This window comes from Nocardiopsis suaedae (assembly GCF_027706745.1).
Classification (GTDB): domain Bacteria; phylum Actinomycetota; class Actinomycetes; order Streptosporangiales; family Streptosporangiaceae; genus Nocardiopsis_A; species Nocardiopsis_A suaedae.
In genome coordinates this window covers 20,678-33,847 of sequence record NZ_JAQFWP010000040.1, presented here as the reverse complement: position 1 = coordinate 33,847, position 13,170 = coordinate 20,678, and the positions used below count along the sequence as shown (strand labels likewise).

Sequence of the window (13,170 nt, the reverse complement as noted above, 5' to 3'; positions counted from 1 at the left end):
GCGATCCGGGGGTGCGCGATGAGCAGGTCGGAGGAGGCCGCGGTCGGCAGGCGGGCGGCCCAGCGCCGCAGGGCGCTGGGGCTGCGGCGCGACGAGGTGGCCCGCAGGGCGGGCCTGGCCGAGGGGTTCGTGGCCTTTGTGGAGGATCACCCCCGTCCGCTGACCCACTGGTCCGTGTGCAGGCTGGCGCGGGCGCTGGAGGTCACGCCCGAGGAGCTGCTCGGGGAGGAGGGGGCGCACCTGCCCGAGAGCCCGGCTTTGCGGTTGGAGGAGCTGCCCTCCTCGGCGTGCAGGGAGCTGATCTCCGCGGGCGGGGTGGGGCGCGTGGCGTTCACCCCCGTGGGGGCGTCGGCGCCGCTGGTGTTCCCGGTGAACTTCGCGGTGGCGGCCTCCGACATCGTGTTCCGCACCCGGGCCGCCGGAGAGCTCGCCCGCCACCTGCCGGCCTGGGTCTCCTTCCAGGTGGACCGGATGGACGAGGCGATGAGCAGCGGGTGGTCGGTGCTGGCCACGGGCCGGGCCGTCCTGGTGGAGGACGACCGCGACGTGCGTGGGCTGCAGGCCGCGGCGCCGGTGCGGCCGTGGGCGGGCGGGGAGCGCGAGGCCTATGTGCGGATGATGCCGACCCGGGTGAGCGGCAGGCGTGTGAACGGGTGGGCGGCCGTGCGGGGCGGGCCGGCCTGAACGCGGCGCGCCGTCGAATGCGGAATCGAGGACCGAAACGGTCCTGAATCGTCCCTACGTTTGCCGCATGGATACACCGACCGCTGACACCACTTCCCGTACCCCTTCCACCGCCGTGGTCACCGGGGGCTCGCGCGGCATCGGGCGGGCCGTCGTCGAGCGGCTGGCCGAGCGGGGCTACCTGGTCGCCTTCTGCTACACACGCGATGAGGACGCCGCACGCGAGGTGGAGCGGGCCGTGGCCGACAGGGGCGGCCGCGCCAGGGCCGTGCGGGCCGACATGGGCCGCGCCCAGGACGTCGAGCGACTGTTCGACGAGGCCGAGTCCTTCTTCTCCGGCCACGGCGCCCCCGGGCGCCTGGATGCGGTGGTGGCCAACGCCGGGATCACCGCTTCGGCGCCGCTGGCCGAGGCGGGCGAGGAGGAGTTCGACCGCGTCATGGCCGCCAACGCCAAGGGCACCTTCCTCACCCTGCGCCAGGCGGCGCGGCGCATGGGCGAGGGCGGGCGCGTGGTGGCCGTCACCTCGGCCACCACCTTTTGGCCCGGCCCCGGGGAGAGCGCCTACGCGGCCAGCAAGGCCGCCTGCGAGCTGCTGGCGCGCGTGGCCTCCCGGGAGCTGGGGCCGCGCGGCATCACGGTCAACAGCGTCGCGCCGGGACCCACCGACACCGACCTGCTGCGGGGCGCCGTCCCCGAGGAGGGCAGGAACGCGGTCGCCGCGATGACGCCCCTGGGGCGCCTGGGCCGCCCGGGCGACGTGGCCGACGCGGTGGTGGTGCTCGCCTCGCCTGAGGCGGGGTGGCTGACCGGCCAGACCGTGCGCGCCGACGGCGGGCTCGTGTGATCTGAACGGGGCCACACCGGTCGACGAACCGCACGTGCCGCTCCACGGGATACGCGGCCACCGTGGTGCCGTTGGCCGGGCAGCGGATCGGATAGGCCTCACCGCTCCGGCGCGGCCCCCAGCGCCGCCGTCCACATCCGCACCAGCGCTTTGAGCACCTCATCTGCCGTGCGGCCGGGCGGCGGCCACAGCAACGCCCCGTGGACCTGGGCGTTGATGCCCTGCACGGCCAGGAGTGCCGCCGTCGCCGGGTCCGGGCCGCCGCCATGCACGCGGCGCAGCTCGGCCGCCAGGGAGGCGGCGATGCGCCCTTCGAGGGCCCGGAGCCCGTCCACGAGGTCGGGCCGGTGCAGCGCCTGGTCGATCAGCAGCGGGTGGATGCCGGGATCGTGCATGTGGGCGCGCGCGGCGGCCTCGGCCAGCGCGCCCACCAGGCGCGGCAGCGGCGCCTCCTCGCGCGCGCACGCGGCCAGGGCGTCCTCGACCTCGCGTGCGGTGCGCTCCATGTGCTCCTCGGCCAGGGCCGCCAGCAGATCGTCCTTGTCGGAGAAGTACTGGTACAGCGACCCGATGGACACCCCGGCGCGCTCGGCGACCTTGTTGGTGGTGGTCGCCAGGTACCCGTGCTCGCGGAAAAGCTGAGCCGCGGCCTCCAGGATCCAGGCCACCGTCTGGCGTGAGCGCTGCTGGCGGGGGCTTCGGCGCCCGTGGTCCATGGGGCCTCCAACGCGAGTACCGGAATCTGAGCATTGCTCACATCATGGTGGGGCGGGCGCCCGGCTCGCGCACCCGGCGCCCCGTGTCCGTGCCCTCCGCCCTCCGAAAGGGGGCCGCCGTGCCCGCCCCGCTGTCCGCCTACCTGCCGATCGCCGCGCCCGGCCTGGTGCTGCTGGTGGCCTGCCTGGCCGCCGGGCGCCGCGTGCGCGAGCCGTTGTGGCCCGTCCTCGTCCTGGTGCTGGCCTTCGTGCTGGTCCGCGACGCCATGACCCCGGCCGGGCTGTGGCGGCTGGGCTCGGGGCCGGGCGGGCTGTGGATCCGCTTCACCGAGGACCCCTGGTCGCTGGCGGCGCTGGGCGCGGGCTCCCTGGCCGCGACCGGGGCGGTGCTCGCCCTCCTGCCGGACCTGCGGCGCCTGGTGCGCTGGTGCGCGCGCCCCGGGCCGGTGGCGGCCGGCGCGGCGGGCGGGGTGGTGGCGGCCGCGCCCCTGCTGTGGGCGGCCGCCGGGACCCCGCCGGAGGCCAGGGGCGGCGAGGTGGCCGCGGCGGTGCTGCCCGCCCTGCTGCTGGTGTGCCTGTGCGGCAACCTCGCCGAGGAGGTGCTCTTCCGCGGGTTCGTCCAGGGGCGGCTGGAGCAGGACGCCTCCCCGCTGCGCGCGGCCCTGGCCTCGGCGCTGCTCTTCGCGGCCTGCCACTCCTTCCTGGCCTCGGTGGTGACCGGCGCGGGCTGGCCCCTGCTGGCCTTCACGCTCTACGAAGGCCTGGTCTGCGCCCTGCTGCGGATGCGCTGGGGCGTGGCCCCGGCCGCCGCGGCGCACGGGGTCGCGATCTTCCTGCTGGCCTGCGGGCTGCCGTGAGCCGCCGCGCGGCGGGCGCGCCCCGGCGCGGGCCGCTACCGTGGGCAGGGTGGAGGAGTTCCGCACCGCCCGTCCCCACCCGGCGCTGGAGGGGATGGTCGCGCCCTACATCGGCTACGCCCGCCAGGACCCGGGCGGCGCGCCGCCGGTGCACCTGGGCCTGCCCTCGGGGGCCGTCACCGTCGCCCTGTCGCTGGGCGAGCCCATGGACCTGCTGGGCGGGCCCGGCGCCGAGCAGGGCCCGGTGCGCCTGCGGGCCGTCGTCGGGGGCCTGCACATGCGCCCGGTCCTGCTGGGGCGGGGCCCCGAGCGCGGCGTCCAGCTGGCCGTGCACCCGCTGGCGGTGCGCGCCCTGCTGGGGGTCGGCGCCGCCGACCTGTCCGGCACCACGGTGGACGCCGGGGACCTCCCGGTGCCCTGGGCGCGCCTGCTGCCCGAGCGGCTGTCCCGGGCCCGCGCGTGGGCGGAGGTCTTCGCCGAGGTGGACCGGGCGCTGCTGTGGGGGCTGGAGCGCCGGCGCCCGCGCGGCGCCGTCCCCGGGGAGCTGGCCCGGGCCTGGCGTCTGCTGTGCGCCGACGGGGCCGTGCGCGTGGGGCGGGTGGCCGACAGCGTGGGGTGGTCCAGGCGCCATCTGGCCCAGCGCATGGGCGCCGAGGTGGGGGTCTCGCCCAAGCAGGCCGCCCGCCTGGCCCGGTTCGAGCGCAGCAGCCGCGCGCTGCGCGCCCGCCCGCCGGTCCTGGCGGCGGTGGCCGCCGAGTGCGGGTTCACCGACCAGGCCCACATGACCAACGAGTGGCGCGAGCTGGCCGGGTGCACCCCGGCCCAGTGGATGCGCGATGAGCTCCCATTTCTCCAAGACCTGCCGGTGCCCGCCGGGCCATCCTGAGGCCATGAGCGACGAAGCGACCACCACACCCGCCCCGGGGCCCGGCGTCTGGCCGGGCCTGGGCTACCGCGACGCCGAGGCGGCCCTGAAGTTCCTGACCGGGGTGCTGGGCTTCACCGAGGCGCTGACCGTGCGCGGCCGAGGGGGGATCGGGCACTGCGAGGTCCGCTGGCCCGAGGGCGGCGGGCTGATGTTCGGCTCCCTGGGCTCTGAGGAGGACGCCCGGCCCGCGCAGCTGTACGTCGTCACCGCCGACCCCGACCGGGTGCACGCGCGCGCGGTCGAGCACGGGGCCCACATCATTCAGGAGCCCTACGGCACCGACTACGGGTCGCGCAATGTGACCGTGGCCGACCCGGAGGGCAACGTGTTCACCTTCGGTACCTACCCGGGGGCCGAGCCGGGCGGCGCGCAGGGGGCCGGGGGACCCTGAGGAGGCGCGGCCCGAACAGGGAAGGGCACTTGGGGGCGGCCCCGGCGGCCGCCGCCAAGTGCCGGACCGTGTCCAATGCGGGAACGGAACGGGCTCTGCGAGCGTCCTAAATGGAAGACGGGGCGCCATCCGCGTCCCGGCCCGCTCCAGCCTTCAAGGAGGCCCCCTGATCCCCGCGAGCAGCCTCCCCCTGCTGTTCATCGACGTCGACGGCCCGCTGAACCCGTTCGAGCGGCCCTTCCCCGGCCCCAAGGGCTACACCTCCCACCGCATGAAGCCCGACTCCTGGCTCAGGGCGCACCCGGGCACGCCGCCCGCGCGCGTGCCGCCGCTGACGGTGCGGCTGGACCCGGCCCACGGTCCGCAGCTGCTGGAGCTGCCCATGGAGCCGGTCTGGGCGACCACCTGGGAACACGACGCCAACACCTGGATCGGCCCGCACCTGGGCCTGCCCGAGCTGCCGGTCGTGCCGTGGTCCTCCCCGCGCACCCCCGACCCCTCAGGGTTGCACTGGAAGACGCGCGAGCTGTCGGCCTGGGCCGGTGAGCGCCCTTTCGCCTGGATCGACGACGAGCCGGGCCAGAGCGACCGCGAGTGGCTGGACCAGCACCACCCGGCGCACGTCCTGCTGCTGCGCATCGACGCCTCCCGCGGGCTGGCCGGGGAGGACTTCGCGCTGCTGCGCGAGTGGGCCGAGCAGACCCGGGCGGCCTGACCGGCCCAGGTAAGGGCCGGCCGGGCCGCCGCCGTACCGCACGCGCGCCCCCGGCCGCCGTTCTTCCCCCGGAGCCCGGGGGAGGCCTCGGCCCGCCTCGAACGGCTCGTCACGGCTGGCGAGCTCACCGCACCCCCGGGCCAAGGGGGTCGGCCGGGTACTCGACCGCTTCTGGGCCGCACTGCCCGGCGCCGCCCCGGCCCTGAACCACGGCGATTTGCACACCGAACACGCGGTGGCGCCACGGCCGGGTCGTCGCACTGCTCGACTTGGAGTTCGCCGTCGTCGCGCCCACCGCGGTCGACCTCAACGAGGCCGTCAAGACGGCCTCCGGCCCCGACGGCCACGGCGACCGCGCCCCGCTGCAGGGCGCGGTGGCCCACATCGCCGAATCGGCGCTGGACGCGGCGGGCGGTCCCGATGTGCTCGTCGGCTACTCCGCCAAGCTCGAGACGTGGGTGCCGGAGAAGGAGTCGGCCGCGGACGGACCGGACCGGACCGACCGCGCCAACGCCGCCGCCATGCTCGCCGCCTTCGCCGAGGGGGACGGCGGCCACTTCGCGCCGCTCCTCACCGGGATCGGGCGGCCGGGCCGCTGACCGGCGGACCTGAGCGGTCGCGGCGTAGGGCTCAGGGCCTAACGTGCGGCATGCGCGGGCGGCGCTCCATGTAGGTGGTGTCGGGGGCGGCGAACCCGAACTCGGCGTAGAGTCCGTGCGCGTCGTCGGTGTGCAGCATCCACCGGAAGTCGCGGCCGGGCCCGTCGTCGATCATCGCGGTCAGGATCGCCCGTCCGAGGCCGCGGCCGCGCGCGCTCGGGTCGACGTAGACGTCGGCCAGGTAGGCCAGGGCCGCGCCGTCGCTCGCGGCGCGGGCGAAGCCCACCATGCGCCCGGTGCCGGCCTCATAGGCGCCCACCAGGCGCCAGGCGGCGTCCAGTTGGGCGTCGAACATCTCGCGGGTGCGGAACTTGGCCCAGTACACGTCCGGGCTGGTGGTCAGGGCCTTCCACAGCCACGGCCGGTCGATGCGCGCCGGGTCGGTGCTGATCTCTATGCCGTCCACGGGCCGATTGTGCCGGTGGCCGTGCGCTCGGCGAAAGCCATTGCCTCGTCGATGTGCCCGTGCCCCAAGCCGCGGGCCGGGTCCACCGGCACCAGGAGCGTGGGCGCGCGGCGCCGGGCCGCCCACAGTGCCGCCGAGGCGCCGTGCAGGTCGTCGAACCAGACCAGGGGGCGCTCGCCGACGGCGCGTCGGACCCCGGGCAGTTTGGGGCCGGGCACGTGGGCGCCGAACTCGATGACGGGGTAGTCCTGCACGCCGAGCAGCGGCCCGAGCAGGCGTGGTGCGTCCCGTTCCCACATCGTGGCCCACACCGGGTCGAAGGCGGTCTCCAGCCGTCGCAACAGGTCCCCGTGGCCGGGGCGGACCCGGACCGGCTCCTCGCCGGGGAACAGGTCGACCTCCCGGTACCCGGGCGGACAGGCGGGTGCGGCGTAGGGGTTGAGGACGCCGTCGACGTCGATCAGGGCCAGGGGGCGTTCCGGCCGCCGGGTTCCGTCGCGCACCTTTCAGCGCCCTCGGCCCGAGGAGGAGACGGGGACGCCGGTCCGGCCGCTGTTCTTGGGGGCCGCGGCTGCGGGCTTGCCGGTCAGCATCCGGGCCAGGAGCCTGCTCGTGCCCGGAAGTGCCAGCAGGCGCAGCATCAGTCGGCGGGCGCGCAGCCGGGCCCGGGAGCGGGGCAGGAACCACTGGGCGGTGCGCAGCGCCGCCCTCCGGCGCTCCTCGGCCACCGGGCGCCAGCCCCGCTCGTAGGCGCGCAGCCCCTCTTCGACGGTGTCGGCGCGGGCCAGCTCCTCGCCCAGGCGGTAGGCGCCGCCGACGGCCAGGGACGCGCCCTGCCCGGCCAGCAGGGACACCGCGTAGGCCGAGTCGCCCACCAGCACGGCCCGCCCGCTCGACCAGGAGGGCACCACGGTCTGGGCGACGTGGTCGTAGTAGATCTCATCGGGTTCGGGGCAGGCCTCCAGCGCGCGCGGGACGAGCCATCCCAGCCCGGCGCAGGCGCGGCGCAGGGCCGCTCGCGGGTCCTCGGGCAGGGTGCGGTCCTCGCTGCGGAAGACGATGAAGGTGGCGACCCTTCCGTCGCTCAGGCCGTACAGGCCCATCTGCGCGCCGGTGGTGTCGGTCAGGCAGAAGCGGTCCTTGACCCGGGCGTGCACCTCGGGGTCCTCGAAGGTGTAGGCGGCGGTGTGGAAGCCCAGGTGGCGCAGGTGGCCGGGGTCGTCGCCGAACAGGGCGCGGCGCACGGGCGAGTGGATGCCGTCGGCGCCCACCAGCAGGTCGCCCTCGACGCGCCCGCCGTCCTCCAGGAGGGCGGCCGCGCCGTCGGGTCCGCTCTCGGCGCCGGTGACGCGGGCGCCGTAGCGCAGTTCGACGCCGTCGGGCAGGGCGGTGCGCAGCACCTCCTCCAGGTCGGGGCGCATGATGGAGATCAGGCCGTCCATGGCCTGGGCGAAGGCCGAGAACGGCGCGGTGGCGCGCACGCGCCCTGCCTCGTCGACGAAGGCGGCGTCGCGGAAGCGGTACCCGGCCCGGTCGAGGGCGGGCAGCAGGCCCATGGCGCGGGCGGCGTCGTGGCCGGGCCCGAAGAAGTCGATCATGAAGCCCTGGGGGCGCGGCGAGGGCGCCTTGTCCAGGACGGTGACGCCGTGCCCGTGGTGGGCCAGGCGGTGGGCGGCGGCGAGTCCGGCGATGCCGGCGCCGCAGACGACGGCCTTCATGGATGTCCTTCCTGCGCCGTGCCCGGGGTGCCGTCCTGCAGCAGGCGGCCCAGGACCGGGGCGACGGCGGTCGAGGTGAGTTCGGGGTCCAGGGAGCGGTGGAGCATCATCCCGTCGAGGGCGGCGGCCAGGACCGCGGCCGTGCCGCGGGGGTCGGGCACGCCCTGGGCGGCCAGGCGGTCGCCCAGGCGGGCGCGGAAGCGCTCGAGCAGGCCGGCCATGGCGGTGCGCAGGCCCTCGTCGCGTCCGGAGGCCAGCATGGCCTCGCTGACCAACCGGGATGCGGGGTCGTCGCCGGGGTAGCGGTCCAGGTCGGCGAGCATCAGCTCCAGGGCCTGGGCGGCGGTGCGGGCCTGGGACAGGCCGTGCGCGGCGCCGTCGACGACGCCCTCCATGACCTGCACGGCGGCCTCGGTCAGCAGGGCGGGCAGCGAGGCGAAGTGGTAGTGCACCAGGCCGGGCGCCACGCCCGCGCGTTCGGCGACCATGCGGGTGCTCACCGCGTTCCAGCCCTGTTCGGCGACCAGCTCGGCGGCGGCCTGCAGGAGTCGGGCGCGGACGTGGCGTCCGCGTTCGGCGCTGGTGGGCACGGTCGCGCTCCTTCTCGGTCGATCGTTCAGGGCGTTCGCCTTGGGCGATTGCCCAAACCCAGGATGGCACATCCGCCCCGCCCTTGAGAAGGGGGCACGGGGACACCTGCACGTGTTCCGACGGGGGATCGATGAGCCCGCCCGAATGCCCGCCTTCTGCGATCACCTCGGGGTCGACCCGCAGGACCGCCGGGCCTACGCCGAGTTCGAGTCCGTCGCCGCGATCATGTCCCGCGCGCCGACGGAGGGGGAGCTCCTGGCCTGGACCCTGGATCGCACCAAGGACGCCTGTCCGCATCCGCAGAAGGCGCGAGCCCGCCAGGAGAATTTCCGATTACTTTGTGTAGTTGAATGCGAACATAAAGAAGTTCAAGCATTTTTCTGTAAACGCGAAATTGGAGCTTGATGCCCGATGGTCCGAATTTTCGGCGAAGTAGGGCGACTGAAATGTTGGAGTTTGTCCAGATCTGCTGCGCGTCCACTGAACCCCTGGGATCATCACCAGTCACAGAAGGCGTCTGGAGTGCGCAGACTACTCACCGTCCCGATTTTTCGGTCTCGTCGACCGTTTCACGGGACAGTTGTGACCGGCAATCTTAGGTGATTGATCTACCTGAGAAAGGGGGGTGCGGAGTTGAGTGAAAAGAAGCGCGGGAAGCGAGTCTCACACTGGTGGATCGCTCCTGCGATTGGAGCGGGAGTGCTGAAGGCGCTCGTTTCCTACCTCGTCGAGGTGCTGCTTCGTGTGAACGGCCCCGACTAGCGGCCTAATCGACCGCCGGCCAGGGCCGCCTGAAATGAGGAGGTGCGGGTCCGCTGTGCTTTCCGGGATACGGGCCCGTACTCCTGCGCCGCCTTGGAAAGCTCTATGGCAGACACCCTCGTATCATAGCGCCTCCCGGTAGTGGAATGCCACGATTCCGATGGAACCACAGCGCTTTGCGGGCGAACCAGTTCCGGAGCGACCTGTGCAAATGCGGTAGCGTCGTCGCCATGCCGCGAGTCTCCGCACTGATCAGTTACCCGGTCAAAGGGTGCGCAGGGGCGCCCCTGAACCGGGCGGTGTCCACCCCCGCCGGGCTGCCGCACGACCGGGCGTTCATGGTGGTCGACGCCGAAGGGGTCTTCCGCAGCCAGCGGGGCAGCCCCCGCCTGGCGCTCATCCGCCCGGGCGTGGAGGACGACGGGGCGCACCTGCTCCTGCAGGCCCCCGGAACCGGGACGGCCCGCATCCCGGTCCTGGCCGAGGGGCCGCGGACCGGCGTCACCATGCACGGGCGCCCCTTCGAGGCCGTCGACCAGGGCGAGGAGGCCGCGCGCTGGCTGACCGACGTCCTGGGCGAGCCCAGCCGCCTGGTGCGTGTCGCCCCCGGGCACGACCGCACGGTCAACGGGCACTTCAGCGGGACCAGCGCCTTCGCCGACAGCAGCGCGGCCCTGGTGCTGTCGCTGTCCTCCCTGGACCTGCTCAACGCGCGCCTGGCCGAAGCCGGGGCCCCGGCGCTGCCCATGGACCGGTTCCGCCCCAACATCGTGGTCTCGGGATGGCCCGAGCCGCACACCGAGGACGGCGTGCTCACCATGCGCATCGGCGGCACCGGGCTGGGCTTCTCCAAGCCCTGCAAGCGCTGCGCGGTCACCACCGTGGACCAGGAGACCGGGGAGAAGGCGGGGCCCGAGCCGCTGCGCACACTGGCCTCCTACCGCCGCTGGGCCGAGGGCGGCGTGGTGTTCGGCGCCAAGTTCGCGGTCCTGGATCCCGGCCCCATCGCCGTGGGCGACGAGGTCGAGGTGGACGAGTGGGCCGGGCCTGAGCGCGCGCTGGTGGCCCTGGCGGGCGAGGAGGAGGCGGCCCGCCGGTGAGGCGGCGCCCGGCCCTGAGGGGCCGGTGTCGCGGAACCAGGAGACGGCACAGCCCCCGGCGCGCGGAGGCCGGCCTCCGCGCGCCGGGGGCTGTGCCGTCTCCTGCCACTCCGGCTCCCAGGGGAAGTCCTTGCCGTCCTCCTCCTCGGCCGCGCTGTTGCGCCAGAGGCCGTGCATCAGGTGGGCGGCGCCCTTCTCGGAGAAGCCGGGAGGCAAGATCAGGGCGGACGAAATCGGGGCGGAGCCGTCCAAGGCTCCGGCCCCCAACCAGGCCGACTCTCAGCGCAGGGTGCCCGTCCCGAGGTCCACGACCTTTTCGGCCACCTCGGCCAGCATGTGCTGCTCCTCCTCGGGCGGGCGCAGCAGGTCGGGTTCTCCCCGGTAAGTGTCGAACAGGACGTGCTCGGCGCCCATGGCGGCCAGCTCCTCCAGGTCGGCGCGGATCTGTTCGATGCTGCCCTCCCCGGCGCGGCGCTCGCCGTCGGGCAGGGGCCGGTCGGCCACCTCCAGGCGGATGCGCGGGGCGAACGCCGGGACCGGCCGCCCCTCCTGCCCGGCCAGCGCGCGCAGCGCCGGCAGCCCCTCCTCGCGCAGCCACCCCAGCGGCGGGTACACCGGGTGCCAGGCCTGCCCGAACCGCACCGCGCGCCGCATCGCCGCCCTGCTCGCCCCGCCGACCCACACCGGCGGGTGCGGCCGGCGCACCGGGCGCGGCTCGGTGGCCACGTCGGCGTAGGACGCGAACCGCCCCTCGAAGGAGGCGGTGTCGTGGGTCCAGGCGCCGATGATCGCCTGGAGGTACTCGTCGGCGATCGCCCCGCGCTTGCCGAAGGGCACGCCCAGGGCCGCGAACTCCTGGCGCGGCCAGCTCACGCCCACTCCCAGGATCATCCGGCCGCCGCTGAAGTTGTCGATGTTGGCGACCGTGCGGGCGGTGGCCAGCGGGTGCCGGTAGGGCAGCACCGCCACGGTGGTGCCCAGCTCCACGCGCGAGGTCTTTCCGGCCAGCCAGGCCAGCGTGGCGAAGGGGTCGTAGAAGGGCGCCGGGTACTGCGCGGCCACGTCCGGGGTGACGGCGATGTGGTCGGAGATCATCGCCGAGTGGAACCCGCGCTCCTCGGCGAAGACGGCCCAGCCCGCCAGGTGCTCGGGGGTGGCGTAGCGGCCGAAGTTGAGGATGTTGACACCGAACTTCACGGCGGCCTCCAGGGGTGATCGGGGCGGAACGCCTGCGACCCTAGCCCTGGCCGCCCGACCGGCCCTGTCCGGGCGGCGGATGCGACCATGGCCGCATGGCCGGCCTGCTGTGGGAGGACGTCGGGGACCTGTTCGACGGCGAGGCGGCCGGGCGGCTGCCCGATCTGAGGGTCCCCGGCGCCGCGGCCGACGGGTGGCAGTCGCTGCTGGACCTGGTCGTCGAGCGCGGGTGGCGGCACCGCTACACCGAGGACGGCACTGCCCCGCCCCTGCCCCCCGGCGCGGGCCGCACTGGCGCGCAGGCACGCCGACCGGTGGCCGGAGCTTCGCGTGTGGCCCGCCGAGGGGCTGCTGGCGATCTTCCGATTCGAGGACGCCGAGGAGGTCGGCTCCGACATCGACGTGCGCGAGATCCGGGGCCAGGAGTCGCTGGACGCCCTGTGCGGCTTTCTGGGGGCCATCGGCCGACGCCTGCGGCGGCCCGTCCTGATGGAGCCCGAGGGCGGCGGGGCGGCCCCGGTGCTGTGCTTCGACCCCGCCGCCGACCGGGTGGTGCGCACGGGCGGGCGCTCCTGAAGGCCGCGACCCTGCACCCCTGGGCCGGACGGCGTGAGCACCGGCGTGCAGGGGCGGTGCGGGTGCCGCGCGGCCCTCCGGGGTGCTCAGCCCGCCGCCGTGCCACCCGCCTCCGGTTCGCCGCGTCCGGCCCCGGGCCCGCCGTCGAGGGACTCCTCCAGCAGCGCGAGGAACGCCGCCGCGGCCGGGGACGGGGGCATCGGTCCCCACACCAGGCGCTCGGCCCGCACCGGCGCGTCGGACACCGCCACCGCCGCCACCCCCTCCAGCCCGGGGACGAAGGGCTCGGGCAGCATCCCCACCCCCACGCCCTCGCGGACCAGGCGCACCATCGTGTCGGCCCCCGACACCTCGAAGGCGACCTCGCGGTGCAGCCCGGCGGCGTCGAAGGCCTGGTCGGACTGGGCGCGCCCGGCCGACCCCGCGGGGAAGTCGATGAACACCTCGGCGGCCACCTCCCGCAGACCGGCGCGCCCCCGCCCGGCCAGGGGGTGGGAGGGGGCGACGATGGCAGTCAGCCGGTTGGTCGCCAGCTCGCGCATGCGCAGCCCCGGCACCTGCATGTCGATGGGCACGCCCAGCAGGGCGGCGTCGAGCTCGCCCCGGCGTACCTGGTCGATCATCACCTCGCTGCCGATGGTGCGCAGCGCCACCCCCGCCTTGGGGTAGCGCTCGCGGAAGCGCCCCAGCAGTGCGGGCAGGTCCACCGCGGTGACGGTGGGGATGGCGCCCAGGCGCAGCCTGCCCCGGACCTCGCCCGCGGCGGCCCCGGCCTCGGCCCGCGCGCGCTCGGCGGCCTCCAGCGCCTGGCGGGCCGCGGGCAGGAACGCCTCACCGGCCGGGGTCAGGCGCACGCGCCGGCTGGTGCGCTCGAACAGCCGCGTGCCCAGTTCCCGCTCCAGGCGGGCCACCTGGTGGCTCAGCGCGGACTGGACGACCCGGCACCGCTCGGCGGCCCGGGTGAAGTTGTGCTCCTCGGCGACCGCGACGACATAGCGCATCTGCTGCAGTTCCACCCCATCG

16 protein-coding genes are annotated in these 13,170 nt (G+C 75.2%); 9 read left to right on the top strand and 7 right to left on the bottom strand.

What is annotated here, in order from left to right; genetic code table 11:
• The first annotated feature begins 18 nt into the window (after positions 1 to 18).
• Together O4U47_RS19730 and O4U47_RS19725 are read left to right on the top strand one after the other, a co-directional pair.
• A complete protein-coding gene (locus O4U47_RS19730) occupies positions 19 to 684 on the top strand; it encodes a helix-turn-helix domain-containing protein (RefSeq protein WP_270679386.1) in 666 nt (221 codons plus the stop codon).
• Positions 685 to 751: 67 nt separating this feature from the next.
• Entirely contained in the window at positions 752 to 1,531 is a 780-nt protein-coding gene (locus tag O4U47_RS19725; protein ID WP_270679385.1) for an SDR family oxidoreductase, read from the top strand.
• Positions 1,532 to 1,629: 98 nt separating this feature from the next.
• Here the strand turns inward: O4U47_RS19725 and O4U47_RS19720 are convergent, their stop codons facing one another.
• Positions 1,630 to 2,247 carry a TetR/AcrR family transcriptional regulator gene (locus O4U47_RS19720; RefSeq protein WP_270679384.1) on the bottom strand — a complete coding sequence of 206 codons (618 nt, stop codon included), beginning with the start codon at positions 2,245 to 2,247 and terminating at the stop codon, positions 1,630 to 1,632.
• A 119-nt stretch (positions 2,248 to 2,366) separates the two neighbouring features.
• Between O4U47_RS19720 and O4U47_RS19715 the strand changes: the two genes are divergently transcribed.
• The 5 genes from O4U47_RS19715 (at position 2,367) to O4U47_RS19695 (ending at position 5,737) form a co-directional block, all read left to right on the top strand.
• Positions 2,367 to 3,104: a CPBP family glutamic-type intramembrane protease gene (locus tag O4U47_RS19715; protein WP_270679383.1), complete on the top strand. Its 738-nt coding sequence runs from the start codon at positions 2,367 to 2,369 to the stop codon at positions 3,102 to 3,104.
• 49 nt (positions 3,105 to 3,153) lie between these two features.
• Complete coding sequence (locus O4U47_RS19710) at positions 3,154 to 3,990, top strand: helix-turn-helix domain-containing protein (RefSeq protein WP_270679382.1); 837 nt, start codon at positions 3,154 to 3,156, stop codon at positions 3,988 to 3,990.
• Between the two features lie 4 nt (positions 3,991 to 3,994).
• Complete coding sequence (locus tag O4U47_RS19705) at positions 3,995 to 4,423, top strand: VOC family protein (protein ID WP_270679381.1); 429 nt, start codon at positions 3,995 to 3,997, stop codon at positions 4,421 to 4,423.
• A 271-nt stretch (positions 4,424 to 4,694) separates the two neighbouring features.
• Positions 4,695 to 5,138 (top strand): hypothetical protein, encoded by a 444-nt coding sequence (locus O4U47_RS19700; protein WP_270679380.1) that lies wholly within the window; start codon positions 4,695 to 4,697, stop codon positions 5,136 to 5,138.
• Positions 5,139 to 5,407: 269 nt separating this feature from the next.
• Positions 5,408 to 5,737 (top strand): hypothetical protein, encoded by a 330-nt coding sequence (locus tag O4U47_RS19695; RefSeq protein WP_270679379.1) that lies wholly within the window; start codon positions 5,408 to 5,410, stop codon positions 5,735 to 5,737.
• Between the two features lie 31 nt (positions 5,738 to 5,768).
• Here O4U47_RS19695 and O4U47_RS19690 read toward each other — a convergent pair whose 3' ends face one another.
• The 4 genes from O4U47_RS19690 to O4U47_RS19675 are packed head-to-tail and all read right to left on the bottom strand — an operon-like array spanning position 5,769 to position 8,511.
• Positions 5,769 to 6,203, bottom strand: a complete 435-nt coding sequence (locus O4U47_RS19690; RefSeq protein ID WP_270679378.1) for a GNAT family N-acetyltransferase — start codon at positions 6,201 to 6,203, stop codon at positions 5,769 to 5,771.
• The gene (locus O4U47_RS19685) at positions 6,191 to 6,706 is read right to left on the bottom strand and encodes a hypothetical protein (RefSeq protein ID WP_270679377.1); all 516 of its coding nucleotides are present in this window, start codon (positions 6,704 to 6,706) and stop codon (positions 6,191 to 6,193) included. The genes O4U47_RS19690 and O4U47_RS19685 overlap by 13 nt, the downstream gene beginning before the upstream one ends.
• Before the next feature lie 3 nt (positions 6,707 to 6,709).
• On the bottom strand, positions 6,710 to 7,921 hold the full coding sequence (locus tag O4U47_RS19680; RefSeq protein ID WP_270679376.1) for an FAD-dependent oxidoreductase: 1,212 nt from the start codon (positions 7,919 to 7,921) through the stop codon (positions 6,710 to 6,712).
• Complete coding sequence (locus tag O4U47_RS19675; protein ID WP_270679375.1) at positions 7,918 to 8,511, bottom strand: TetR/AcrR family transcriptional regulator; 594 nt, start codon at positions 8,509 to 8,511, stop codon at positions 7,918 to 7,920. The genes O4U47_RS19680 and O4U47_RS19675 overlap by 4 nt, the downstream gene beginning before the upstream one ends.
• A 993-nt stretch (positions 8,512 to 9,504) precedes the next feature.
• Here O4U47_RS19675 and O4U47_RS19670 point away from each other — a divergent pair.
• Positions 9,505 to 10,374: an MOSC domain-containing protein gene (locus tag O4U47_RS19670; RefSeq protein WP_270679374.1), complete on the top strand. Its 870-nt coding sequence runs from the start codon at positions 9,505 to 9,507 to the stop codon at positions 10,372 to 10,374.
• 279 nt (positions 10,375 to 10,653) lie between these two features.
• On the opposite strand, the gene O4U47_RS19665 is transcribed toward O4U47_RS19670, so the two are convergent.
• On the bottom strand, positions 10,654 to 11,571 hold the full coding sequence (locus tag O4U47_RS19665) for a TIGR03619 family F420-dependent LLM class oxidoreductase (protein ID WP_270679373.1): 918 nt from the start codon (positions 11,569 to 11,571) through the stop codon (positions 10,654 to 10,656).
• Positions 11,572 to 11,901: 330 nt separating this feature from the next.
• Here O4U47_RS19665 and O4U47_RS19660 point away from each other — a divergent pair, with 330 nt between their 5' ends.
• On the top strand, positions 11,902 to 12,147 hold the full coding sequence (locus tag O4U47_RS19660; RefSeq protein ID WP_270679372.1) for a hypothetical protein: 246 nt from the start codon (positions 11,902 to 11,904) through the stop codon (positions 12,145 to 12,147).
• Between the two features lie 86 nt (positions 12,148 to 12,233).
• On the opposite strand, the gene O4U47_RS19655 is transcribed toward O4U47_RS19660, so the two are convergent.
• Positions 12,234 to 13,163, bottom strand: coding sequence for a LysR family transcriptional regulator (locus O4U47_RS19655; protein ID WP_270679371.1), 930 nt, complete (start codon positions 13,161 to 13,163; stop codon positions 12,234 to 12,236).
• Positions 13,164 to 13,170 lie beyond the last annotated feature (7 nt).